Origin of the sequence: Dactylosporangium maewongense (assembly GCF_039531485.1) — a bacterium.
Classification (GTDB): domain Bacteria; phylum Actinomycetota; class Actinomycetes; order Mycobacteriales; family Micromonosporaceae; genus Dactylosporangium; species Dactylosporangium maewongense.
On the sequence record NZ_BAAAQD010000006.1, the window covers coordinates 455,306 to 477,290 of the forward strand.

Here is a 21,985-nt window from a genome sequence, read left to right on the forward strand (position 1 = left end):
AGGATGTCAGGGTGGACGCACTGCTCGACGCCGACGGTCTCGCCCGGCTCCGCGAGGCGCTGACCTCCGCCCGGTACACCTCCCAGGGCATCAAGGACCTGCTGGGTGAGGCCGCGACGGCCGCCCTCGCCCGCAACGACTTCCGCGCCGCGCTCAAGCGCACCGAGGAGCAGCCCGGCCGGCTCGCCACCCTCGTGCGGCTCTTCGTGTGCGGCCAGACCTTGCCCTTGCCCGCCGTCGCCGAGGCGCTCGATCCCCTGCCGCTCGCCGCCGCGCTGCCGCTGCTGGAAGCGGATGGGGATGGCGTACGGGCGGCCGTCGAGCTGGAGCCGTACGGCGACTGGTGGGTCGTGGCCGACCTGTCCGCCGGGATGCGACCCGGGCGGCCGCTGCCCGGCGACCACGTGCTCGGCATCGGCGGCGCCTCCACCACGCTCGCCGCCGCCGCCCTGCGCGACCCGGTGGCCACGGCGCTCGACCTGGGCACCGGCTGCGGGGTGCAGGCGCTGCACCTGTCGACGCACGCGGCGAAGGTCACCGCCACCGACCTGCTCCCCCGCGCGCTGCGCTTCGCCGCGACGACCGCCGCCCTCAACGGCCTGGACTGGGAGCTGCTGCACGGGGACATGACCGCACCGGTCGCCGGGCGCCGCTTCGACCTGGTCGTGAGCAACCCGCCGTTCGTCGCCGGACCGGGGACGACGGACCACACGTACCGTGACTCCGGCCGCCCCGGGGACGCGGTCTGCGCCGAGCTCGTCGCCGCCGCCCCGGGCCTGCTCACCGACGGCGGTCACATGCAGTTCCTGGCCAACTGGCTGCACGTCAGCGGCGAGTCGTGGGAGGACCGGGTCGCCGACTGGCTCGCCGGGACCGGCCTCGACGCGTGGGTGATCCAGCGGGAGGTGTCCGACCCGGTCGCGTACGTCAACCTGTGGCTCTCCGACGCCTCCGTCGACCCCGTGCAACAGCCGGCCATCGCGGCGGCCTGGCTCGACTGGTTCGACGCGCGGAAGGTCGACGCGGTCGGGTTCGGCCTCATCACGCTGCGCGCCGGCGGCCACGACGACCCGACGGTGCGGATCGAGGACCTGCGGCAGACCGTCGACGGGCCGCTCGGGCCGCTGATCGGCGACTGGTTCGCCCGCCAGGACTTCCTGCGGTCGGGTGACCTGCTGGGCACGCGGTTCGCCGCGGCGCCGGGCCTCACCCTGCGGCAGGAGGCCACCCAGGGGCCCGACGGATGGGAGGTCGGCCGCCAGGTCCTCGCGCTGCCCGACGGGCTGCGGTGGCGCGAGGAGGTCGACCCGGTGGCCCTCACCCTCGTCGGCGCCTGCAACGGCTCCGTCACCTTGCGCGACCAGGTCGACGTCTTGGCGGCCGCGCACGATGTACCGCCGGACGTCCTCGCCGACGTGGCGGTCCCCCTGGTCGCCCACCTCGTGGAGCGCGGCATCCTGCTGCCCGCCTCGTGAGGGCGCTCGTACAGACGGTGAGCCGCGCATCGGTCACCGTCGACGACGCGGTCGTGGGGTCGATCGGCTCCGGCCTGCTCGTCCTGGTCGGTGTCACGCACACCGACGACTTGACGACGGCTGCGACCCTTGCCCGGAAGGTGCACGAGCTGCGCATCCTTCCCGAGGAGAAGTCCGCCGCCGACCTGGGCGCGCCGCTGCTGGTCGTCTCGCAGTTCACGCTGTACGGCGACGCGCGCAAGGGCCGCCGACCCACCTGGATCGCCGCCGCCCGCCCGGAGGCAGCGGAGCCGCTCATCGAGGCGTTCTGCCAGCACCTGCGAGACCGGGGCGCAGTGGTGGAAACCGGGCGCTTCCGGACCCACATGCTGGTCGAGAGCGTGAACGTCGGACCCCACACGGTGATGCTCGAAATCTAGGACTCACGGATTCGTGCCACGGCTCGGCCGCCTCACCGCCACTTCACGCCCGCTGGGCGAAGCTTCTCCCGTAGGAATGATCGCGCCACTTGCACACGGGAGGCGAGCGAAGTGGCCCAGCCGCTGAGTGACACCACGGAGTTCAACGCAGTCGACGTCGAGACCGACGAGCAGCACGAGCCCCAGATCGACAACACGGGCGTCTCAGCGGACCTCGTTCGCGCATACCTCAACACCATCGGACGGACCAAGCTGCTCACCGCCGAGCAGGAGGTCGACCTCTCCAAGCGGATCGAGGCCGGGCTCTACGCGGAGGAGAAGCTCAGCGCGGGCGACGTCCACCCCGCCTGGATGAACACCTACGAGGTCGTCGTCCGCGAGGGCCGCGCCGCCAAGGCGCACCTGCTCGAGGCCAACCTGCGCCTGGTGGTCAGCATCGCCAAGCGGTACACCGGCCGCGGCATGGCGTTCCTGGACCTCATCCAGGAGGGCAACCTCGGCCTCATCCGCGCCGCGGAGAAGTTCGACTACACCAAGGGCTACAAGTTCTCCACGTACGCCACCTGGTGGATCCGGCAGGCCATCACCCGCGCCATGGCCGACCAGGCCCGCACCATCCGCATCCCGGTGCACATGGTCGAGCAGGTCAACCGCATGGTCCGGGTCCGCCGCGACCTCTCCGCCACCCTCGGCCGCGAGCCGGTCGTCGCCGAGATCGCCGCCGCCCTGGGCATCGAGGAGTACCAGGTCATCGAGCTGATCTCATACGACCGCGAGCCGGTCAGCCTCGACCAGGCCGTCGGCGAGGACGGCGAGAGCGCCCTCGGCGACTTCGTCGCCCGCATCGACCCGCGCGAGGAGCCCGGCGACAGCGTCTCCCAGGGCATGCTGAAGTCCGAGGTCGAGATCGTCCTCTCCACCCTCTCCCAGCGCGAGCAGGCCGTGATCAGGCTCCGCTTCGGCCTCGACGACGGCCGCCAGCGCACCCTCGACGAGGTCGGCCGCGAGTTCGGCCTGTCCCGCGAGCGCATCCGCCAGATCGAGAAGGTCACCCTCCTGAAGCTCCGCCACCCGTCCCGCGCCAAGCGCCTCGAGGCCTACGCCAGCTGAGCTCCGCATCCGCGCACCTCGGCGCCTTGATCGACAGGAACCTGTGGCTGCGGCGACAGCCAGACGTCCCTGTCGACCAAGGCGCCGTCGTGTCTACGGATCACGGCAGCGACGCGACGGCATGCGGCCGGATGCCGCCCCTGCACCAGGCGCCCAGATCGATCTTCGCGGTGATCGAAGGACGGATCCGGCCGCCCATACGACCAGAACCGTCCTTGGATCACGGGACCGGGGCACCCCGCTGCTGGGCGCAGGCGGGGGCGGCCACCGGATGCGGCGCAGCCGCTGGCCCTGCCTCGCGTCTCGGCGCGGGCAGTGCGCCGCATTGGGATTCTCCGCGGAAGTACAGCGCCTCAGTACAGGCGGCGGGGGCCACTGTCGGGGCGTGGCAGCGGGGACGTGAACGTGGCGGTCGCGTGAAGTACCGCCAGGCCTTCGGGGCGGGCCAGGATCGGGTTCAGGGACAGCGACGACACGGTCGGCTGGTCCTCGGCCAGGCGGCCGATGCGCAGCAGCAGGTCGGCGAGGGCGTCCAGGTCGACGGGTGCGGAGCCGCGGTACCCGGTCAGCAGCGGCGCGGCGCGCGGGGCCCGGACCAGGGCGGCCGCGTCGCGGTCGGTGAGCGGGGCGGGGCGCCACGCGCGGTCGCCGAGCAGGTCCGCGGCCTCACCGCCGAGGCCGAAGCCGACGACCGGGCCGAAGGCGGGGTCGTCCACGACCTCGACGACGCACGCGACGCCGGGGGCGACCATCGGCTGGACGAGGACCTCCACGCCGGCGCCGAAGAGGCGTTCGAGCTCCTGGTAGGCCTCCGTGACCAGGTCGGGCGACGTGAGGTTGAGCCGGACCGCGCCGAGGTCGATGCGGTGCCGCCACGGCTTCGTCGCGACCTTCAGGGCGACGGGCAGGCCCAGCGACTCGGCGACCGCCGGGACCGACGCGCCGGAAGCGCGCAAGGACGGGACCACCGGGATGCCGTACGCCGCGAGCAGCTCGTCCACAGAGTCCGCAGAGGACGCAGAGGACGCAGCCGGGGCGGGCGGAAACGACGGCACGGTGCCGACGGGTTCGCGGCGCCAGGCGGCGTAGCGGGCGACGCGGCCCAGGGCACGCACCGCCTCCTCGACCGCCGGATACGTCGGCAGCGCCAACGGGTCGCCGGAGCGGTAGGCGGGCGCGACGGCGAAGGACGGGTCGGCGGGCAGGACGACCGCGAGGGGACGGCCGGGCTCCAGCGCGCGCAGCAGCTCCGCGACGCCGAGCTCGCCCGGGAGGGCCAGAGCGGGCGCGTAGGCGGCGATGACCGCGTCGGCCGAGTCGTCGGCGAGCGCTTCCCGCACGGCCTGGACGAAGTCCGCGTCGCCGACGGAAGGGCCGAGGTCGCGGACGGAGGCGACGCGCAGCCCGGCCGCCGGCGCCTTCGCGACGGTCAGGACGCCGAGGGCTGCGGCGTTGGTGACGACGGCGACGCGGTCGCCGGTCGGCAGGGGCTGGCCGGCGATGAGCAGGCCGACGTCGAAGAGCTCGGCGACCGTGTCGACGCGGATCACACCGGAGCTGGCGAAGAGGGCGGCGACCCCGCGGGCGTCCGGGCCGGTGGCGACGGCGTCGAGGGCGGGCGGCCGCACGGGGCTCGCGACGGCGGCGACCGGTTTGCGCCGGGCCAGCTCGCGGGCGATGCGGGCGAACTTGCGCGGGTTGCCGAACGTCTCCAGGTAGAGCAGCACCGCGTCCGTCTGGGGGTCTTCGCGCCAGTACTGGAGGGCGTCGTTGCCGGACACGTCGGCGCGGTTGCCGGCGGACACGAAGGTCGACAGGCCGAGCCCCCGGCGGTCGGCCTCGGCGAGCAGCGCGGTGCCGAGCGCGGCGGACTGGCTGAAGAAGCCGACCCGGCCGCGGCGCGGCAGGAGCGGCGCGAGGGTCGCGTTGAGCTGGACGCCCGGGTCGGTGTTGGCGATGCCGAGGCAGTTGGGGCCGACGAGGCGCATGCCGCGGCTGCGGACGGCGCGCAGCAGGGCGGCCTGCGCCTCGGCACCGGCGGGTCCGGCCTCGGCGAACCCGGCGGACACGACGACGAGCCCGTGCACCCCGGCCGCGGCGCAGTCGGCGACGACGGAGGGCACCGCCTCCGCCGGTACCGACACCACCGCCAGATCCACGGGCTCCGGATGGCCGGCGAGGACGGGCACCGCCGGCAGGCCGCCGACGGTCGGCGCCGACGGGTGCACGGGGATGATCGGGCCGGTGAACCCGGCCGCCTTGAGGTGGGCGAGGATGGCGGCGCCGATGCCGGAGCCGTCGGCGCGGGCACCATAGACGGCGACGCCCCGCGGGTTGAGCAGCCGGCCGATCGAGCGGGTCTCGGCGCGCTGCTCGCGGGCCCACTGCACGCGCATCGAGTCGGGGGTCGCCGCGATCGGGAACCACAGGTGCACGACGCCGTCGGCGAACTCGCGCTCGATGGAGAAGCCGGCGGCCATGAACACGCGCAGCATCGCCTGGTTGACCGGCAGGACGTCGGCCTCGAACTCGGTGATGCCCTCCTGCGACGCGGCGGCGACGAGGTGCTCGATGAGGACCGAGCCGATGCCGCGGCCCTGGTGCGCGTCCTCGACGACGAACGCGACCTCCGCCTGGTGCGAGCCGGCGCCGAGCCGCTCGTAGCGGCCGACGGCGATGAGCTCGCCGCCGTGCTCGATGACGAACGCCTCCCGGTCGTGGTGGTCGACGTTGACGAACCGGTCGAGGTCCCGCTGCGGGATCCGCGGGTACGCGGAGAAGTACCGCAGATACCGGGTCCGCTCCGAGAACCGCGAGTGCAGCGCGACGATCCGGTCGGCGTCGTCGGGCCGGATCGGTCGCAAGTGGACGGTCGTGCCGTCCGACAGCAGGACGTCCGCGGCCCGCTCCGGTGATTCGGTCACGCCTTCATGTTCGCACTGCCGGGTTTAGTACGGTGTTCGGATGATGCTCACCCCGGCCGACGTGCAAGCCGTCCGGTTCACGAAGGCGGCGTTCGGCAAGCGCGGCTATGACGAGGACGAGGTCGACGCGTTCCTGGACGTCGTCGCGCAGGCGCTGACCGCGCTGCACGACGAGCTGTCCACGCTGCGGGGCACGCCCTCGCCGGAGACCTCGTTCGGCACGTCGACGGCGGCCGAGTCGGCGATGCTGGCCGAGCTCGACCGGATCAAGCAGCGCCTGACCAGGCTCGAGGCCGTCGTGCGGCATTAGCTCGACCTTGTGCCGTTTGCCGCCCGGTGTACGGCGTGGGCCACGGCCTGTGGCGTCGGCGTGCAGGTCCGGCCGTACGACGTCGGCCACGGCCGTCGGCGTCTACTTGACCGTGACGGTCCGGCGTACAGCGGCGGCCTGACGGTGACGGTCCTGCTGTTCGGCGTCAGTCGCGCGGGTCGTGGGGGTCGAGGCCGAAGAACGGGAACGCCGCCGCGCGGGTCGCCATGATCGCCCGGTCCACGGCGTCGGGGGTCTGGCCCGGCACCCACGGCGTCCACTCCCCCGACCCTCCGTCGGTCATCGACGTCGGCACGGGGTTGTTGGAGCGCTTGCTCGCCGCGAGCGACTGCCACGACGCCGGGATCGGCGTCTGCGGGTCGATGGCCTCGCCGGTGACGACCGCGAGCAGGTGCGTCCAGGCCCGCGGGACGCACTCGACGAGCGCGTACCCGCCGCCGCCGCTGGCGACCCACTTGCCGCCGGCCACCTCGGTGGCGAGGTCGCGCAGCGCGAGGTACGCGGCCCGCTGCCCGTCCACCGTCAGCCACAGGTTGGCCAGGGGGTCGTGCCGGTACGTGTCGGCGCCGCACTGCGTGAACAGCAGCTGCGGCCGGAACGCGCGCAGCACCCCGGGCACGACGGCGTGGAACGCGCGCAGCCAGGCGGCGTCGTCGGTGCCGGGCGGCAGCGCGACGTTGACCGCGGAGCCCTCCGCGCCCGGCCCGCCGGTCTCGTCGGGGTACCCGGTCCCCGGGAAGAGCGTCCGCGGCGACTCGTGGAGGCTGACGGTCAGGACCCGGGGGTCGTCGTAGAAGATCTCCTGGACCCCGTCGCCGTGATGTACGTCGATGTCGACGTACGCGACCCGCTCGGCCCCGAGCTCCAGCACGCGAGCGATCGCGACCGCGGGGTCGTTGTAGACGCAGAAGCCGGCCGCGCGGGCGGGCATCGCGTGGTGCAGCCCGCCGGCGATGCTGACGGCCCGGTCCGCCTCTCCGAGCCAGACCGCCTCCGCCGCGGCGCGGGTGGCGCCGGCGATGAGGGCGCTGGCGTCGTGCATGCCGGGGAACGTCGGGTTGTCCGACGTGCCGAGCCCCATGATGCTCAGCCGCCGGCCGGTCGACGCGGCACGGACCACGGCGATGTAGTCCGGGTCGTGGACGGTGCCGAGCACGTCGTCGCTCGCCGGCTCCGGCGCCCGCAGCGTGACCCCTTCACGGTCGAGGACGCCCAGCTCACGGGCGAGCGCCATGGTCAGCTCGACCCGCACCGGATCGAGGGGGTGCTCGCCCATGTCGTACCGCAGCAGCGCGTCGTCCCACATGACCAGTGTGTTCACGTGACCGGCCCCTCCGTTCCACTGTGCGCGGGTACCCTGCGCGCGCCGGTAGGATTGCGTGAAGCGGTGACCCCCGCTTCCCACACCAGCTCGGCGACGACGGCACCGTCCAAGATCGCCTGGTTGGCTGTCACGTTCCAATCTTGACGTACGCGACGAGTACCATCGCGTACCGGGAGGGCAAGGCAGTGAACGACCTGGTCGATACCACCGAGATGTACTTGAAGACGATCCTGGAGCTCGAGGAGGAGGGCGTCGTCCCCAAGCGCGCCCGCATCGCCGAGCGACTCCACCAGAGCGGACCCACCGTCAGCCAGACCGTCGCCCGCATGGAGCGTGACGGCCTGCTGATCGTCGAGGGTGACCGCCACCTCGCGCTGACCGACGAGGGCCGCGTGCACGCGGTCGCCGTCATGCGCAAGCACCGCCTCGCCGAGCTGCTGCTGGTCAACGTGATCGGCCTGCCCTACGAGGAGGCGCACGAAGAGGCGTGCCGCTGGGAGCACGTCATGAGCGACGCCGTCGAGCAGCGGGTGTATGAGCTGCTGGGGCGCCCGACCCGCTCGCCGTACGGCAACCCGATCCCGGGACTGGAGAGCCTCGAGGGCAGCGCCACGCCCCACGACCTGTCCGACCCCGAGCGCAACCTCGCCTTCCCCGGCCTCGCCGGGGCCGTCGTGGTGAGCCGCATCTGCGAGAGCGTCCAGACCGACGCCGACGTCCTGCGCCAGCTCCACACCGCCGGCATCGACCCCGGCGCCACGGTCACCGTGGCCCAGGAGCGCGACGGCGTCAGCATCGACCGGGCCGGCGAGCGCATCCGGCTGCCCCGGGAGGTCGCGTCGCGGGTGTTCGTCGCGGCCCACTGATGCATCCCGGGTGCACGGTCCAGGAGCTGGTCGACCGCGTCGCCGGCAAGTGGAGCGTGTGCATCATGGTGGCCGCCGCCGACGGCCCGATCCGGTTCACCGAGCTGGAGCGGGCCATCACCGGCATCAGCCGCCGCATGCTGACCCTCACGCTGCGCAACCTGGAGCGTGACGGGATGCTCGTGCGGACCGTCTACCCGACGGTCCCGCCACGGGTCGAGTACTCCCTCACCCCCATGGCCGCCGAGCTGCACGCCGCCCTGCTCGCCATCACCACCTGGGCGGAACGCCACCGCGCCGACGTCGCCCAGGCCCGCGAACACTACGACGCCCGCACCACCGCTTAGCCACCCTCCGACCAGAACCGTCGCAGCCGGTCGAGCGCCTCGTCCCTGGTCATCGCGGCCACCGCCCGCTCGTCCACGCCGACCCGCGTGATCAGCAGGTGCACGAGGTCGGCCGGCAGCGACGGCTGCCGGCGGACCGGCTCCCCACGGTCCGGCCTGGCGCCGTCGCGCACGCAGGCCCAGAACTCGGCCTCCGACACCTGCAGCTGATCGCTCAGGATGTGCGCCCACAGCGCGGGCCCGTATCCGGTGCGGTCCGGCGGATGGGAGATCCTGGTCCGCAGCGTCCGCCCGTCCTTGAGCGTCAGTTCAAAGATCAGGTGATGGGTCCCGGTGCGTCCGTGTGCGTCGCGGACGCGCACCCATCCGTCCACCTGACAGAACCGCTCGTGGTCCTGCCGGGTCGGCGCCGGATGCCTCATCTTCCCGGTCCGACCAGCCAGTCCCGGAGTTGCTCGTCGGTGCTGAGGCCGACGAACTGGACGAGCCCCCAGTTGCCGGCGTGGTTCGGGGCGTCCAGGAGCCGGTCCTGCCAGTCCTCGGCGTACTCACGCAACGCATCGACCATCTCGTCGACGGCCACCCCGAACGTCGCCCCGTCGGCGGCGAGCGGGAGTCCGGGGATGAAGATCGACCACCCACCGGCCTCGGCGACGACCTCGGCCCTGGCCGGCACCGACGAGGCGAGGAGTGCCCGCAGGCGCTCCTGGTCGACGACCGCCGCGCTCCGGTGCTCCCGCTGAACCGTCACCACCCGCCCCCTCCCGGCGTCGTCGAGGAGGTCCTTGAAATGCGCTCTGGCCTCGGAATAGCTGGTGTAGTGCACGCAGTTCACGATCGGCCCTCCGGCGAAGTACGTCAAGTACGTGACGTACGCTCGTCAGCGCAGACACGCGCCCATCATGTGAGCACATGCCCTTAGACTGTTGGCATGATGTCGATGCCAGCACTCCCGCTCCGGCCTCTTACCCTGCAGGACGTTGCCGTCCTCGCGGACACACACGAGCATCGGCTCGAGCTGGCTGAGGGGAATCTCGTCGTCATGCCACCAGAGAGTTGGAGGCACCAGCAGATCAGCGCGCTTCTCGGCGTATGGCCGGAGCCGCTCGACGAGTTGCTCGACGGTGAGGTGCCGGAGCTGGGCTGAGACGCCTGCCACACCGTGTCACGTTCTCGGAGCTGGGGCGTCAAGTAGGCCATGAAGCGAACAGTGCTCGTCACCGGGGCGACCGGGACGCTCGGGCGGGACGTGGTTGCCGTCCTGCGGGAACGTGGACATGACGTGCGGGGGCTCAGCCGGTCGAAGCCGGGCTACGTGCACGGCGACCTGCTCACCGGGGCGGGAATCGACGAGGCCCTCCGAGGGGTCGACGTGGTCGTGCACGCGGCCACCGACGGGCGGCGGGACGTAGCCGCCGCGGGCAAGCTGATCGAGGCGATGCGGCGGGCTCCAGGAAAGCCGGAGCTGGTGTTCGTGTCGATCGTCGGGGTCGACCGGATCCCGTTCGGCTACTACAACGCCAAGGTGGCCATCGAGAAGATGGTGGCGGAGTACGGCGGGACGAGCTTCCGGGCGAGCCAGTTCCACGACCTGGTGCTGACGGTCGCGAAGGGGATGACGAGGCTGCCGCTCGTCGGGTTCTATCCGGCGTTCGACCTGCGGCCGGTCGAGGTGCACGACGTGGCGGTGCGGCTCGCGGAGATCGTCGAGGGCGAGCTGCCGGCGACGCCCGCCGACCTGTCCGGGCCGCAGCGGCGCAGCGCCCGTGACCTGTGGCGGGTGTACCTCGGGCGGGCCGGGAAGCGGCGGCTGCTGATCCCGGTCAGGCTGCCGGGCAAGGCGTTCCGGGCGCTGCGCGGCGGGGCGGGGACAGGCCCCGGCGGCGGCACCGGCACGTGGGAGGAGTACCTGGCCCGGAAGCTGTGACCGCGGCCCAGCCCCACGAGGCTCAGGACTGCGACGGCGACTGCGACGGCGGCGCGGGTGCCTGCGAGGGTGCCGGCGCCGGCGAGGGTGACGTCGCGTGGCGGATGCGGCGCAGGCCCACGGCGCCCGCGACGCCGGCGGCGGCCACGTCGGCGACGGTGAAGAGCAGGCGCGACACGAGCGTCAGGGCCCACGCCGTCGCCCACGGCACGCCTAGGCCGGCCAGGGCGATCGCCATCAGGAACTCGCGGGCGCCCAGGCCCGAGGGGGCCACGATGACGAACGTGCTGATGCTCATCGCGAGGGCCATCGCGAAGACGCTGCCGGTGAGGCCGGACAGGCCCGGCAGGTGCGAGCGGACCAGCAGCCAGACGTGCAGGCCGGCGGTGACGTAGCCGGCCACGCACCACGCGACGCTGGAGAGGATCGGGCGCCAGGTGATCGGCCGGTCCAGCGGCGGGCGGCGCAGCACCCGCATGGCCCGCCCGACGATCCACGTCAGCAGCGGCGGGTAGCAGCAGGCGACCGCGAACGGCAGCAGGATCACCGACGCCCAGACGGCGACGGAGCCGAAGACCTCGTGCCCAGAGGCCTTGACGCCGTCGAGGGCGGCGCCGAAGCCGGGGGTGGTCAGGATCAGCCCCGACGTGACGCCGAGGCCGCTGACCAGCACCGAGCCGATGAACACCTTCGAGCGGGAGACGCCGGCGCGGCGGCCGAGCTCCATCTGCACGACATATGCCCACACCGAGCCGGGCAGATACTTCCCGAGGGAGCCGACCAGCATGATGGGGGCGGCGTCGCGGACCCGCAGCGGGTGGTCGATGCTGCCGACCATCGCCCGCCACGCCATCATCGTCGTCCACAGGGAGACGACGGCCGCGAGGAGCGACGCGATCAGCGACGGCCACGACAGGGCGCGGAACGTCGCCGCCACATCGGACCATTGCCGGACCGTGGTGGCGACGATGAAGTAGACGATGCCGGCGGCGGCGAGGATGCGCACGGCGGTGATCAGGCGGGCCCGCCACGGCTTGGCTGGTGCCACTTCGACGACAGGCTGACCCACGGTCGGGAACGCTAGCACGGCTAGGATGCGAGGTACCCAGCGCCAATCAGGGGCTTGAGGAGGCAGCGTGCGGTTCGTGGTCATCGGTGGTGGGATCGTCGGCCTGGCCACGGCGCACCGGATCACCCTGGAGCACCCGGACGCCGAGGTCACGGTCGTGGAGAAGGAGCAGCGCTGGGGCGCGCACCAGACCGGGCACAACTCCGGCGTCATCCACGCGGGCGTCTACTACAAGCCCGGCAGCCTCAAGGCCACGCTGTGCAAGGCGGGCAGCGCGTCGATGGTGGACTTCTGCCGGGAGCACGGCATCCCGCACAAGGTGACCGGCAAGCTGATCGTGGCGACGGAGGAGTCCGAGCTGCCGCGGCTGCGCAGCCTGCACGAGCGGGCCGTCGCCAACGGGCTGCCGGCGAGGCTGGTCGACGCCGCCGAGGCGCGGGAGCTCGAGCCCGAGGTCGCCTGCGTGCAGGGCATCCACGTCGCCTCGACGGGCATCGCCGACTTCGGCGCCGTGTGCGAGACCCTCGCGACCCTGCTGGAGAAGGCCGGCGCGACGCTGCGCCTCGGCGCGCGGGTGAGAGGCATCTCCACCCTGCACGGCGAGACGGTCGTGCACACGGAGGTCGGCGACATCTTCGCCGACGTGCTCGTCAACTGCGCCGGCCTGCACGCCGACCGGGTCGCGAAGATGGCCGGCATCACCCCGCCCGCCCGGATCATCCCGTTCCGCGGCGAGTACTTCGAGCTGCGACCCGAGCGCCGCCACCTGGTGAACGGCCTGATCTACCCGGTGCCGGACCCGCAGTTCCCGTTCCTCGGGGTGCACCTGACGAAGATGGTCGACGGCAGCGTCCACGCCGGCCCCAACGCGGTCCTCGCCACCGCCCGCGAGGGCTACTCGTGGTCCCGCGTCCGCCCCGGCGACGTCGCCGACACGATCGCCTACCCCGGCATGTGGCAGCTGGCCCGCAAGCACCTGCGGTACGGGCTCACCGAGGTCCGCCGCTCCTTGTCGAAGAAGCGGTTCGCCGAGAGCCTGGCCCGCCTGGTGCCCGCGGTGACGACCGCCGATCTCGTTCCGGCGTCGGCAGGTGTACGGGCACAGGCCATCACCCGGGAAGGCGCCCTCGTCGACGACTTCCTCATCGTCGCCGAGGGCCGGCAGGTGCACGTCCTCAACGCCCCCTCCCCGGCCGCGACCAGTTCTCTGGAGATCGCGAAGTACATCGTCGACCGCCTGCCGAAGTAGGCGGTAGGGTGCGCGTCGTGCGAAGGGTTGTCGCGGCGCTCACGGCGCTGCTCGTGCTCACCGGCTGCGACGACGCCGGCGCGAGCCCGGCCGCCGCGACCCCGTCCACCGCCCCGGCGGCGGCCTCCGGCGGCGCCTGCCAGCTGCTCGACTTCCCGGTCGTCAACGCGAAGCTCGGCCTGCAGTACGGCGTGGCCGCCGCGGCGACACTGGAGAACACGTTCACCTGCGTCCTCCAGCCGCAGAAGGCCCCGCTCCCCGACCTGATCCTGTCGGTCAGCGCCACCACCATCGGCCCCGACATCTACGCCACCGCCGTCCAGCCGAAGGGCGCCGCCCCGGTCCAGGGCCTCGGCGCCGCGGCGTACCAGCGGCAGTCCCCCGCCGCGGAGGGCACCGGCCCGGCCGTCGAGGTCGGCTGGCTGGCCGGCAACAAGCGCATCATCCAGCTGACGGTCCACCTCCCCGCCGGCACCGGCGACGACAAGGCGGCGGAGCTCCTGCCGAAGCTCGTGGACCTCGCCAAGTTGATCGACCTCAGCAGCCTCTGACCGGCGGGTTCAGCGGTCGGCGGTCACCACGTCGCGGGTGACCTGGCGGACCGGCGGGGCGGCCACCGGGCGCCGGGGGTGCGGCGGGGTCCAGTGCTTGAGGCGCAGGGCCGGGCGCTCGACGAGGTGCCAGGAGGCGGCCGCGAGCAGGGCCGTGGCCAGGGCCGACGCCATGACGTACGCGGGCAGGCCCCACTGGTGGACGCCGAGGGCGGCGAGGGTCTGCTGGGTCGGGAAGGCGTAGATGTAGATGCCGTACGAGTAGTCGTGGGTCCGGCCGATCCGGTGGGTCCACGACGGCAGGGAGCAGGCGGCCCACAGCAGCAGGTAGGCGAGCGCCGGGTAGCCGAGCACGGGGAAGGCGCCGAACCGGAGCGTGGCCAGCAGCAGCGCCGCCGCGGCCGCCGCCAGCGCCGGGTGCGCCGGGATGCGGTCCTGGTACAGCTGCGCCGACGCACCCAGGAGAAACAGGAAGCCCAGGTAGATGAGCAGCTGGGTGTCGAGCGACCCGAAGAAGGGGATCGGCCCGAACGACCCGCGGGGGTGCGGGACGGTGTGCGTCTCGGGCAGCTGGTGGAGGAGGTCGCTGAGCAGGACCGAGTAGGTGCCGGCCGTGAGCAGCAGGACGAGTCGCGGGGAGCGGCGGACCACGCCGCAGGCGGTGAGGGCGGTGAGCACGCCGTACCAGAACAGCTCGAACGACAGGCTCCACAGCGACCCGTTCACGACGGAGACGCCGCCGGTGAGCCGGCCGTAGGGCGTGTCGGTGAACAGCGTGCCGATGCCCCACTGGTGCGGCTGCCCGAGGGCGTTGTGCCGGGCGAACGCCAGCGCCGCGGGGAACGTCGCGAAGCAGCCGGCGCAGGCGGCGGTGACCAGCAGGCACGCCCACAGGCCGGGGAAGATCCGCAGGCACCGGTGCCAGGCGAACCGGACGGCGCCCAGGCGGCCGGCGCTCGCCGTGACGAGGAAGCCCGACAGGACGAAGAACCCGTCCACCGCCAGGGCGCCGAGGTCCGCCTGACCGCCGGTGAACCCCAGCCCCGGTGTCGCCCGCCCCAGCCCGAGCGGCCACGAGTGTCCTACCAGGACCGCGAGGGCCAGGCACAGCCGCAGGAAGCCGAGCGCATTCGAGCGGGGCGAGTACCGATCAGCCAACACATCCTGACAAACGACCAGATGCCCGACTTCGTCGTTAAGTGAGTTGTGTCAGTATCCTCACCCCCGAAGACGGACACCCTTCTCCCCCACACGTCGCCGAAGCCGGACGCCACACCCAAGCAACTGGTCACCGCCGCGCTGGTCGCGGCCGCCTGGCTGGTCATCGCCCTGCTGTACCTCGCCGGGGTCGCGTACGTCGTCCCGCCGCTGCTCCTCGTCGCCACCGCGGCGCTCCTGCGCGGCGGCCGGACCGTCCTCGACCGGATCATGCTCGCCATGGGCCTGCTGCTCGGCCTCACCTGCCTCGGCGCGCTGGTCTTCGCCGTCTGGCCGTGGGGCCTGCACCCGGTGACCGCCGGCGGCACCGCCGCCACCGCCCTGATCGTCGCCGCCGCGAAGACCGGCCGCCGCCCGCGGCTGCCGCGCCTCGGACCCACCGACGCGATCGCCGCGCTCGCCGTCGCCGCCGTCGGCGCGATCGTCGCCTGGCCGCTGCTGCGTGACGGCCGGACGGGCCGCCTCGCGCAGGTCATGGAGGGCGAGGACCTCGCCCGGCACGCGGCGCTCTTCGACGCGATCCGCCACGCCGGCGGGTACCTCTTCCAGCACCCCGGCCAGGGCAGGACGCTCGTCTACGAGGGGATGGTGTCCTACCCGCAGGGCTCGCACCTGACCGCCGCGCTGCTCGACGGGTTCGCCAGGTCGTCCGCCGTCGGCATGGGCACCGGCACCGGCATGTTCGACCACTACCTGGCCTTCGTCACCGGCGGCTACCTGCTGCTCGTCGCGACCATCGTCTGGGCCGCGCAGTGGATCGGCGCCGGCGGCCTGACCCCGGCGCGCACCGCCGTGCTCGCGGCCGGGATCGCCGGGCTGTGCGCGTTCGGCGAGCCGCTGGACCTCGTCCGGTTCGGCTACCCGAGCCAGGTCCTCGGCCTGGCGGAGGCGCTCATGCTCCTCACCGTCCTCGTCCGGCCCGTGCCCCGCCCGCGGCAGCAGCTGCTGCTCGTCGCGGCGCTGCTGGCGGCGGTCGGGTTCACGTACTACCTGTACCTGCCCCCGGTCGGCCTGGCCGCGATCCTGTGGCTCATGCGGGAGCGCCGCAACCACCGCATGCGCCGCATCCCCGCCGTCGCGCTCGCGATCGCCGTCACCAGCGCCGTGCCCCTCGCCATCGGCGTCCTCGTCGCCGGCCAGGCGGGTGCGCTGCTCAGCGTCGGCTCCCTCCGGGTCGGCCGCGAGGGCCTCGCCGTCCTGCTGTGTGTCGTCGCGTCGGGCCTGCTGACCAGGCGCGGCCGCAGGAGCCGGATCTGGCGCTCGTACGCCCTGACGTTCGTCCCCGTGGCCGGCTTCGCCACCGGGATGCTGGCGGTGCAGCGCGTCTTCGGCTCGGGCAGCGGCTACTACGCCAACAAGGCCCTGTTCCTGGTCCTGGTGCTGCTACTGGCCGGCCTCGGCGCCCTGGCCCTGCACCTCCCCCGGCGGCCGCTGGGCTCGCCGCATCTGCGGACCGCGTCGGTGCTGATGGCGATCGTCGCCCTCATCGGCGGCGAACGGGCGGGCGACCAGCGCGACCACCTCGACACCCAGCGAACCTGGCTCGCCGGCGCGGCCGCTGACCAGGTCGCCTACGCCAGGGCCGCCCTGGCCCTGGCCCCCGGCGACCCGACCGTCGTGATCGGCGACGACCCCGGCTACGACTCCTACCGCCTGACCCTCTTCATCTCCACGCTGCACCGCACCTCCGGCGAGATGGCGGGCGCCACCTACCACATCGGCCCGATCAACTCCCCGGACCGCCTCGACGCCGTCGTGGTGCGGATGCCGGGCCCGATGCGCCTGCTCGCCCTCACCGACGACGCGTACACCCGCGCCGAGGCACTCCGCGACCGCCACCCGGCCGTCGCGATCGACATCGTCCGCCCCTGAACCCCGTTCCGCGGCGTGACCGCCGCGGAACGGGGGTGCGGCCTACTTCGTGGGCTTGCGCAGCGCCTTCAGCGACGCGTGGGCGGACTTGGCCGCGGCGCGGACCGGCTGGACCTGGGAGCGCAGGGCGTCGCCGTCGGAGCCCGGCTTCAGGGCCAGGAGGGCGTCGACCCTGCCCTTCAGGGTGGCCTCGACCGCGTCCAGCTTCGCGGTGTCGGCGCCGGGGCGCGAGCGCAGCGCGGCGATGACGGCGAGCTCGGTGTCGATGGCGGCGGTGAGACGCACCTTCGGGCCGGTGAGGACGAAGACGCGGTAGTCGAAGACCATCGACTGGACGTCGGCCTTGACGGCGGCGGCGGTCGTCTCACCCTGGACCTTCGTGCGCAGGGCGGTCAGGCCGGTGCGCTGGTCGGCGATGAGCTTCGTGAGAGTGTCGCGGTGGCCGGACTGGACCTGCTTCGCGCCGGCCAGGTTGGTCTCGAACTTCTTCAGCGCGTCGAGCCGCTTGTCGATGCGGCCGGCGACTGCGGTCTTGGCCCCCTCCAGCGTCGCGGCGCGCGCGGACGGCTCGGCCCAGGCGGCGCCCGGGACGAAGACGGCGGCGAGCACAAGGGTCAGGGCGATCAGGGTGCGCTTCATCAAGGTCCCTCTCAGTCTTCGTCGTCGGCGGGCTGGGCGTCGCCGGACAGTTGCTGCTCCACCTGGTCGAGCAGCTGGTCGACATCCCCGGCGGTGCCGCTGGTACCGGCGGTGCCGGCGGTGCCGGTCGAGGTGGCGGCGGCGGCCGGCACGGCCGGCGTCTGGGTCGAGACCGCGGCTGGCTGATGGCCGCGCCGCTGCTGGCGCCCGCACCCGCCGGCGAACAGCAGCACGACCGCGAGCGCGACGGCGATGGTTCGTCTCATGGGGGACATGGTGCGTCCCGCGGGTAAGCGCACCCCGCGGGACAACGTAAGGATCAGGTCAGAGCGCCGCGACCACCTCCACCTCCAGCAGCGCCCCGTCGCGGAAGAGCCGGGACACCTCGACCGTGGTGCTGGTCGGCGGCGGGCCGGTGAAGACGGCGCGGCGGACCTGGCCGTACAGGGGCAGCATCGCCATGTCGGTCAGGTACGTCCGGACGTTGACGACGTCCGCGAAGGTGGCGCCGTGCGCGGACAGCAGCGCGCCGATCAGCTCGAACACGCGCGTGGCCTGGGCGACCATGTCACCCGGGCCGACGAGCGCGCCGTCGTCGTCGAGGGCGATCTGACCGGACAGGAACAGCAGCGCGCCGGTGCCGGCGTCGATGCGGGCGACGTGCGAGTACGCACCGACGGGCGCCGCCACGCCGGACGGGTTGTCAAGGACGAGCATCAGGTTCCTTTCGGGGATGAGACGGCGATCGTGGACAGGTCCGCCGAGGGGTCGGCGGCCGCGAGGTGCCGGCCGGCGGCGAGCGCGACCGGCAGGTCCCGGCCCGCGACGCTCAGGGCGAGGTCCTTGGCCGCCAGCCGGACCGGGAAGCGAGCCTTGCCGGACAGGCGCTGGACGGCGTTGCCCAGCGGGCCGGACCCCAGCGCGTCCAGGGCGTCGGCGCGCGGCACCCCCAGGTCGTCGGCGACCTGCAGCGCCTCGGCCAGCGCGGCCAGCGCGGTCACGAGCGCGGTGTTGAGCACCACTTTCATCGCCGCGCCGCCGCCCGACGGGCCGCACCGGCGGACGTCCCCGAGCGTGGCGAGCACCGGTGCGACCCGGTCGACGGCGGCGTCCGTGCCGCCGGCGAAAATCCTCAACGTCCCGCCCTCGGCGGCGCCGGTGCTTCCGGCCACGGGGGCGTCGACCAGGTCCACGCCGGCGGGCAGGGCGGCGGCGAGCTCACGGACGGCGTCCGGGCCGATCGTGGACATCTCGACGAGCGTCGCCCCGGGCGGCAGCTCCGCGGCGGCGACGACGGACATGACGACGGGGCCGTCGGTGAGCATGGTGATGACGACGTCGGCGTCCCGGACGGCCTCCCGCGCGGACGCGGCGACGGCGACGCCTTCGACGGGGCGCGGCGTGCGGCTCCACGCCGTGACGGGGAACCCGTGCGCGGCCAGCCGGCGGGCGATCGGCGCCCCCATGCTGCCGAGCCCGAGCACAGCGATCTTCTGCATGCGTCCGACCGTATTGGCGCACGACCGATGCGACCAACGAATGTCTGGCATCGCCGCCATGCGGCATGGGAATGTCTGGAGCGTGCAGACGGAGATGCTGGAAGTGTTCCGGGTGGTCGCCCGGCAGCGCTCGATCACCGCCGCCGCGGCGACCCTGCGCTACACGCAGTCGGCGGTGTCCCGGCAGGTCGCGGCGCTGGAGCTGGAGGTCGGGGCGCGCCTGTTCGACCGGCTGCCGCGCGGGGTCGCGCTCACCGAGGAGGGCCGCTGCCTGCTGGAGCACGCGACCGCCGTCCTCGACCGGCTCGCCCTGGCCCGGCGCGAGGTCACCGCCGTGCACGCGGGCACCGCCGGCCGCCTGCGGGTGGGCGCGTTCGCGACCGCCGACGCGGCGCTGGTCCCGCGCGCCCTGGCCCGCTTCCGCGCCGGCCACCCGGATGTCCGCCTGTCACTCATCGAGGGCGTCACCGGCCGTCTCCTGGCCGCGCTCCTCGCCGGCGACGCCGACGTGGCCCTGGTGACGACGAGCGCCGACCGCCCGTTCGACGACCCGCGCTTCACCACCCACCACATCCTGGATGAACCCGTCCTCCTCGCGGTCCCCCAGCACCACGAGTTGGCGTCAGCGGCGTCGGTACCGCTGGCCGCGCTGGCGGACGAGGCGTGGATCGCGGGCTCGGCCGCCCCGGAGGAGACCCTGCTCGGCCCGAGCGTGCGGCTCGGTTTCCGCCCCAGGATCGACTTCGTCGCCGCCGAGTGGACCGCCAAGCTCGGCTTCGTCGCCGCCGGCCTCGGCGTGACCCTCGTGCCCGCCCTGGCCGCCCGCGCCGCCCCCGCCGACGTCCGCCTGCTCCCCCTCGACCCCGCCGAGGTCCCACCCCGCACCGTCCTGGCCGCCACCCTCGCCGGCCGGACGACGCCCGCGACGGTCACCGGTTTCCTGGCCGTCCTCCGGGACCTCGCCGCCACCTGAGCGCGGTCTCGCTCCCCATACGACGCCGAGGCTCGACGATCAGTACATCGGCTTCACTGACGCGATCCCATCAACCGCTGGATCTCGTCCGCCACCTCGGGCGACGTCGATGGCGCCCAGCGGGCGAAGAGGTCGCGGAAGTAGTCGCCGTGCTTGACCAGCAGCGCCGGATTCTGCTCGATGACGTCGAGTTCGTTGACGATGCTCAGATCCACGAACGGCCCGATGTGACGGGGTTCGAGGACGCGTTCCTGCCCGATGAAGCGGTCATGCACGGTGGAGTTGGTGACCAGATCCGGCCAGGTACGGTCACGGTCACAAGCCCCGTACAGATAGACCAGTTCCTCGGCCTCCAGGCCGATCACGGATCGGAGCAGGTCCCGGTCGGTCCAAACGATCAGCGCCAGGTCGAACCCGTCAGTGCTGTAGGCAGCGTGGGTGAGACCCGCCAGTCGCACGTGTGGGGCGGCACCGACCGCCGCGAGGCGCTGCTCCACCCGGCACAGGTGGGAGTAGAGCGTGCCGCCGGGATGCTCGATCGATTCCGCGCCATGGTCTCGCAGAAACGCCCGCGCCGCGCTGTCGAAGGTCATAGGCGTGACCCTAAGCGATTCGACGCGCACCGGGTGTTCCCGTAACCTGCCTCGGACGCGTCCTGAGGAACGGAATGTCCCCCGGACGGTAGCGTCCGGGAGACATCCCTTCAGTCGGTCTCAGCTGTACCTGACCGATCTTGGGGTGTCCCCCACACCTACGGGGTCCCCCCGACGAAAGAGAGCGTCCCTCCTGCGGTCGGTCGCGATTCTCGATGTCGGGCTCGGCCAATCCATCGCCCGCGCTCCGGGCCGCCCGGCGCCGCGCCGCTGCTCGGGTTACGGCGGTGTCGCTCCTCCTCAGGTGGCGACGGCACCAGGACCGCTCCGGCGCAAACTGGTGCTGGAGGGCATCGACGAGTAGTGCCCCAACCTCGGGTTGATCTGGACCGACGGCGGGTACGGCCAACGCGGTTCGACGCTCAGACGACTGGTCGGCTCATGCGAGCAGGAACCGGGTATCGGTTACCCGGCACTCTCTGCCGAGAGGGCGTCGACTCGTGACGCTTTCCACCCGGAACGAGTTCCAGGGCTCGACGTAACAGCGCATCTGAACAGGACAAGGAGACGCTCCGATGACGACAACTGCGCAGAACCGTGTCGAAAGTGAAATTCGGAATTCTCTGTCCGAATCGGGGATCGATTCACTCGACGCCCTGGTGAGACGGCTCGCGAGTTCGCCCGCCGCTCAGCCCGCCCACGAAGATTACCTGCCCATGACCGAAGAGTCCGACCGGAATTCATCTCCGGAGGAGCCGCGGCCGCCGAAGCCGCACCGCCCTCCGGAGATGAACCTCGTCATCGACGGTGAACATCACGACCCGGCCGTAATCGCTGAATTCAATGGACGTGCATTGTATTCAACGCCAGGGTTCGACGCAAAGAGAGAGCCGACCCTTTACAGTTTCACGACCCGAGCATCCCTCCATGACCATCTGGTGAATACGCGCTACGATACCCTGCGCAATGCGCGTCCCGAGACCGCACGGAGGCGCAACGGGGCCGTCCTTACCGGTGCAGATGACATCGGAACGAGCAACCCGGACTCGCTGCCAGAGATCTCATACTACTTCGAGCACGAAAGTAGGCAGGGTGATTGGCTACAGAATGGACCCGGGCGCGGCTGGAGCAATCTGAAGCTGGTAGGGCGCGGATTTCTGAACCTGGGGGACTGGGACAACATCATTTCCTCCGTGGACTGGTGCCGCTGGGACGTCTCTCTATTCGATTGGCCCGGATTCCGCGGCGGTGCCCTCCCCAATTCAGAGCTGTACCTCCGCGCCGGACGAACGACCTACCACCTGTCCGAGCTTGGATGGAACGACCGGGCTTCGTGTACGGCGAACTGGGGAATCCGAGGGTAGCGATATTCCGCCACCAAGCTCGCCTTGTTGCCGAAAGTTAACAGCGGAACGAAGCCCGGCGATCGTTCGGCTTGACCAGCCGTACGGAATCACAACCTCGCCGACTGTCCTCATGCTACGACCGCACAATCATGAGATGGCGGCCTTGGTGTCCGTTTGCCGCCGACAGCGACGATCCGACTATTCGCACGACTGCCGGTCCGCCTTAAGGCCTCGCCCGTACCCAGAAGGGACT

The 21,985-nt window shown here is 72.4% G+C and carries 24 protein-coding genes; 13 read left to right on the forward strand and 11 right to left on the reverse strand.

Translation table 11 applies throughout. The annotated features are described in order from the left end of the window. The first annotated feature begins 11 nt into the window (after nt 1-11). The 3 genes from ABD332_RS18570 (at nt 12) to sigB (ending at nt 3,004) form a co-directional block, all read left to right on the forward strand. A complete protein-coding gene (locus ABD332_RS18570; RefSeq protein WP_344503209.1) occupies nt 12-1,475 on the forward strand; it encodes a DUF7782 domain-containing protein in 1,464 nt (487 codons plus the stop codon). Next, nucleotides 1,472-1,894 (forward strand): D-aminoacyl-tRNA deacylase, encoded by a 423-nt coding sequence (dtd, locus tag ABD332_RS18575; RefSeq protein ID WP_344503210.1) that lies wholly within the window; start codon nt 1,472-1,474, stop codon nt 1,892-1,894. The genes ABD332_RS18570 and dtd overlap by 4 nt, the downstream gene beginning before the upstream one ends. A 111-nt stretch (nt 1,895-2,005) precedes the next feature. Further along, the gene (sigB, locus tag ABD332_RS18580; protein WP_344503211.1) at nt 2,006-3,004 is read left to right on the forward strand and encodes an RNA polymerase sigma factor SigB; all 999 of its coding nucleotides are present in this window, start codon (nt 2,006-2,008) and stop codon (nt 3,002-3,004) included. 353 nt (nt 3,005-3,357) lie between these two features. Here sigB and ABD332_RS18585 read toward each other — a convergent pair whose 3' ends face one another. Beyond that, nucleotides 3,358-5,928 (reverse strand): bifunctional acetate--CoA ligase family protein/GNAT family N-acetyltransferase, encoded by a 2,571-nt coding sequence (locus ABD332_RS18585; RefSeq protein ID WP_344503212.1) that lies wholly within the window; start codon nt 5,926-5,928, stop codon nt 3,358-3,360. A gap of 40 nt (nt 5,929-5,968) precedes the next feature. On the opposite strand from ABD332_RS18585, the gene ABD332_RS18590 reads away from it, so the two are divergent. Next, a complete protein-coding gene (locus ABD332_RS18590; RefSeq protein ID WP_344503213.1) occupies nt 5,969-6,238 on the forward strand; it encodes a DivIVA domain-containing protein in 270 nt (89 codons plus the stop codon). Nucleotides 6,239-6,404: 166 nt separating this feature from the next. On the opposite strand, the gene ABD332_RS18595 is transcribed toward ABD332_RS18590, so the two are convergent. Next, nucleotides 6,405-7,565: an acetoin utilization protein AcuC gene (locus ABD332_RS18595; protein ID WP_344503253.1), complete on the reverse strand. Its 1,161-nt coding sequence runs from the start codon at nt 7,563-7,565 to the stop codon at nt 6,405-6,407. Nucleotides 7,566-7,768: 203 nt separating this feature from the next. Between ABD332_RS18595 and ABD332_RS18600 the strand changes: the two genes are divergently transcribed. Next, complete coding sequence (locus ABD332_RS18600) at nt 7,769-8,449, forward strand: iron-dependent transcriptional repressor DtxR (RefSeq protein ID WP_344503254.1); 681 nt, start codon at nt 7,769-7,771, stop codon at nt 8,447-8,449. Next, on the forward strand, nt 8,449-8,796 hold the full coding sequence (locus ABD332_RS18605; protein ID WP_344503215.1) for a winged helix-turn-helix transcriptional regulator: 348 nt from the start codon (nt 8,449-8,451) through the stop codon (nt 8,794-8,796). The genes ABD332_RS18600 and ABD332_RS18605 overlap by 1 nt, the downstream gene beginning before the upstream one ends. Here ABD332_RS18605 and ABD332_RS18610 read toward each other — a convergent pair. Beyond that, nucleotides 8,793-9,218 carry a hypothetical protein gene (locus tag ABD332_RS18610; protein ID WP_344503216.1) on the reverse strand — a complete coding sequence of 142 codons (426 nt, stop codon included), beginning with the start codon at nt 9,216-9,218 and terminating at the stop codon, nt 8,793-8,795. The two genes, ABD332_RS18605 and ABD332_RS18610, sit on opposite strands and share 4 nt — an antisense overlap. Continuing rightward, nucleotides 9,215-9,658: a hypothetical protein gene (locus ABD332_RS18615; RefSeq protein ID WP_344503217.1), complete on the reverse strand. Its 444-nt coding sequence runs from the start codon at nt 9,656-9,658 to the stop codon at nt 9,215-9,217. The genes ABD332_RS18610 and ABD332_RS18615 overlap by 4 nt, the downstream gene beginning before the upstream one ends. A 69-nt stretch (nt 9,659-9,727) precedes the next feature. Between ABD332_RS18615 and ABD332_RS18620 the strand changes: the two genes are divergently transcribed. Both ABD332_RS18620 and ABD332_RS18625 read left to right on the forward strand, forming a co-directional pair. Then, nucleotides 9,728-9,943, forward strand: a complete 216-nt coding sequence (locus ABD332_RS18620) for a hypothetical protein (RefSeq protein WP_344503218.1) — start codon at nt 9,728-9,730, stop codon at nt 9,941-9,943. A gap of 51 nt (nt 9,944-9,994) precedes the next feature. Beyond that, entirely contained in the window at nt 9,995-10,723 is a 729-nt protein-coding gene (locus ABD332_RS18625; protein WP_344503219.1) for an SDR family oxidoreductase, read from the forward strand. 22 nt (nt 10,724-10,745) lie between these two features. Here ABD332_RS18625 and ABD332_RS18630 read toward each other — a convergent pair whose 3' ends face one another. Then, on the reverse strand, nt 10,746-11,792 hold the full coding sequence (locus tag ABD332_RS18630) for a lysylphosphatidylglycerol synthase transmembrane domain-containing protein (RefSeq protein WP_344503220.1): 1,047 nt from the start codon (nt 11,790-11,792) through the stop codon (nt 10,746-10,748). Between the two features lie 67 nt (nt 11,793-11,859). Here ABD332_RS18630 and lhgO point away from each other — a divergent pair, with 67 nt between their 5' ends. Beyond that, nucleotides 11,860-13,041 (forward strand): L-2-hydroxyglutarate oxidase, encoded by a 1,182-nt coding sequence (gene lhgO / locus ABD332_RS18635; protein ID WP_344503221.1) that lies wholly within the window; start codon nt 11,860-11,862, stop codon nt 13,039-13,041. Between the two features lie 17 nt (nt 13,042-13,058). Beyond that, nucleotides 13,059-13,592 carry a hypothetical protein gene (locus tag ABD332_RS18640; protein WP_344503222.1) on the forward strand — a complete coding sequence of 178 codons (534 nt, stop codon included), beginning with the start codon at nt 13,059-13,061 and terminating at the stop codon, nt 13,590-13,592. A 9-nt stretch (nt 13,593-13,601) separates the two neighbouring features. Here ABD332_RS18640 and ABD332_RS18645 read toward each other — a convergent pair whose 3' ends face one another. Continuing rightward, complete coding sequence (locus tag ABD332_RS18645; RefSeq protein ID WP_344503223.1) at nt 13,602-14,750, reverse strand: acyltransferase family protein; 1,149 nt, start codon at nt 14,748-14,750, stop codon at nt 13,602-13,604. 48 nt (nt 14,751-14,798) lie between these two features. Here ABD332_RS18645 and ABD332_RS18650 point away from each other — a divergent pair, with 48 nt between their 5' ends. Continuing rightward, the gene (locus tag ABD332_RS18650; RefSeq protein WP_344503224.1) at nt 14,799-16,682 is read left to right on the forward strand and encodes a hypothetical protein; all 1,884 of its coding nucleotides are present in this window, start codon (nt 14,799-14,801) and stop codon (nt 16,680-16,682) included. A 42-nt stretch (nt 16,683-16,724) separates the two neighbouring features. On the opposite strand, the gene ABD332_RS18655 is transcribed toward ABD332_RS18650, so the two are convergent. The 4 genes from ABD332_RS18655 to ABD332_RS18670 are packed head-to-tail and all read right to left on the reverse strand — an operon-like array spanning nt 16,725 to nt 18,820. Then, nucleotides 16,725-17,321, reverse strand: coding sequence for a hypothetical protein (locus ABD332_RS18655; RefSeq protein WP_344503225.1), 597 nt, complete (start codon nt 17,319-17,321; stop codon nt 16,725-16,727). Between the two features lie 11 nt (nt 17,322-17,332). Further along, on the reverse strand, nt 17,333-17,587 hold the full coding sequence (locus tag ABD332_RS18660) for a hypothetical protein (protein WP_344503226.1): 255 nt from the start codon (nt 17,585-17,587) through the stop codon (nt 17,333-17,335). A 58-nt stretch (nt 17,588-17,645) separates the two neighbouring features. Continuing rightward, entirely contained in the window at nt 17,646-18,038 is a 393-nt protein-coding gene (locus ABD332_RS18665; protein ID WP_344503227.1) for a RidA family protein, read from the reverse strand. After that, complete coding sequence (locus ABD332_RS18670; RefSeq protein ID WP_344503228.1) at nt 18,038-18,820, reverse strand: NAD(P)-dependent oxidoreductase; 783 nt, start codon at nt 18,818-18,820, stop codon at nt 18,038-18,040. The genes ABD332_RS18665 and ABD332_RS18670 overlap by 1 nt, the downstream gene beginning before the upstream one ends. 58 nt (nt 18,821-18,878) lie before the next feature. Here ABD332_RS18670 and ABD332_RS18675 point away from each other — a divergent pair, with 58 nt between their 5' ends. Continuing rightward, a complete protein-coding gene (locus tag ABD332_RS18675) occupies nt 18,879-19,793 on the forward strand; it encodes a LysR family transcriptional regulator (RefSeq protein ID WP_344503229.1) in 915 nt (304 codons plus the stop codon). A gap of 53 nt (nt 19,794-19,846) precedes the next feature. Here the strand turns inward: ABD332_RS18675 and ABD332_RS18680 are convergent, their stop codons facing one another. Beyond that, on the reverse strand, nt 19,847-20,386 hold the full coding sequence (locus ABD332_RS18680; RefSeq protein WP_344503230.1) for a DUF6817 domain-containing protein: 540 nt from the start codon (nt 20,384-20,386) through the stop codon (nt 19,847-19,849). Nucleotides 20,387-20,961: 575 nt separating this feature from the next. Here ABD332_RS18680 and ABD332_RS18685 point away from each other — a divergent pair. Next, nucleotides 20,962-21,750 carry a hypothetical protein gene (locus ABD332_RS18685; RefSeq protein WP_344503231.1) on the forward strand — a complete coding sequence of 263 codons (789 nt, stop codon included), beginning with the start codon at nt 20,962-20,964 and terminating at the stop codon, nt 21,748-21,750. Nucleotides 21,751-21,985 lie beyond the last annotated feature (235 nt).

Coding starts and splice junctions, on each gene's coding strand:
- ABD332_RS18590 (WP_344503213.1), top strand. CDS start 5,969: ATGATGCTCACCCCGGCCGACGTGCAAGCCGTCCGGTTCACGAAGGCG.
- ABD332_RS18595 (WP_344503253.1), bottom strand. CDS start 7,565: ATGTGGGACGACGCGCTGCTGCGGTACGACATGGGCGAGCACCCCCTC.
- ABD332_RS18605 (WP_344503215.1), top strand. CDS start 8,449: ATGCATCCCGGGTGCACGGTCCAGGAGCTGGTCGACCGCGTCGCCGGC.
- ABD332_RS18610 (WP_344503216.1), bottom strand. CDS start 9,218: ATGAGGCATCCGGCGCCGACCCGGCAGGACCACGAGCGGTTCTGTCAG.
- ABD332_RS18620 (WP_344503218.1), top strand. CDS start 9,728: ATGATGTCGATGCCAGCACTCCCGCTCCGGCCTCTTACCCTGCAGGAC.
- ABD332_RS18625 (WP_344503219.1), top strand. CDS start 9,995: ATGAAGCGAACAGTGCTCGTCACCGGGGCGACCGGGACGCTCGGGCGG.
- ABD332_RS18655 (WP_344503225.1), bottom strand. CDS start 17,321: ATGAAGCGCACCCTGATCGCCCTGACCCTTGTGCTCGCCGCCGTCTTC.
- ABD332_RS18660 (WP_344503226.1), bottom strand. CDS start 17,587: ATGAGACGAACCATCGCCGTCGCGCTCGCGGTCGTGCTGCTGTTCGCC.
- ABD332_RS18665 (WP_344503227.1), bottom strand. CDS start 18,038: ATGCTCGTCCTTGACAACCCGTCCGGCGTGGCGGCGCCCGTCGGTGCG.
- ABD332_RS18670 (WP_344503228.1), bottom strand. CDS start 18,820: ATGCAGAAGATCGCTGTGCTCGGGCTCGGCAGCATGGGGGCGCCGATC.
- ABD332_RS18675 (WP_344503229.1), top strand. CDS start 18,879: ATGCGGCATGGGAATGTCTGGAGCGTGCAGACGGAGATGCTGGAAGTG.
- ABD332_RS18680 (WP_344503230.1), bottom strand. CDS start 20,386: ATGACCTTCGACAGCGCGGCGCGGGCGTTTCTGCGAGACCATGGCGCG.
- ABD332_RS18685 (WP_344503231.1), top strand. CDS start 20,962: ATGACGACAACTGCGCAGAACCGTGTCGAAAGTGAAATTCGGAATTCT.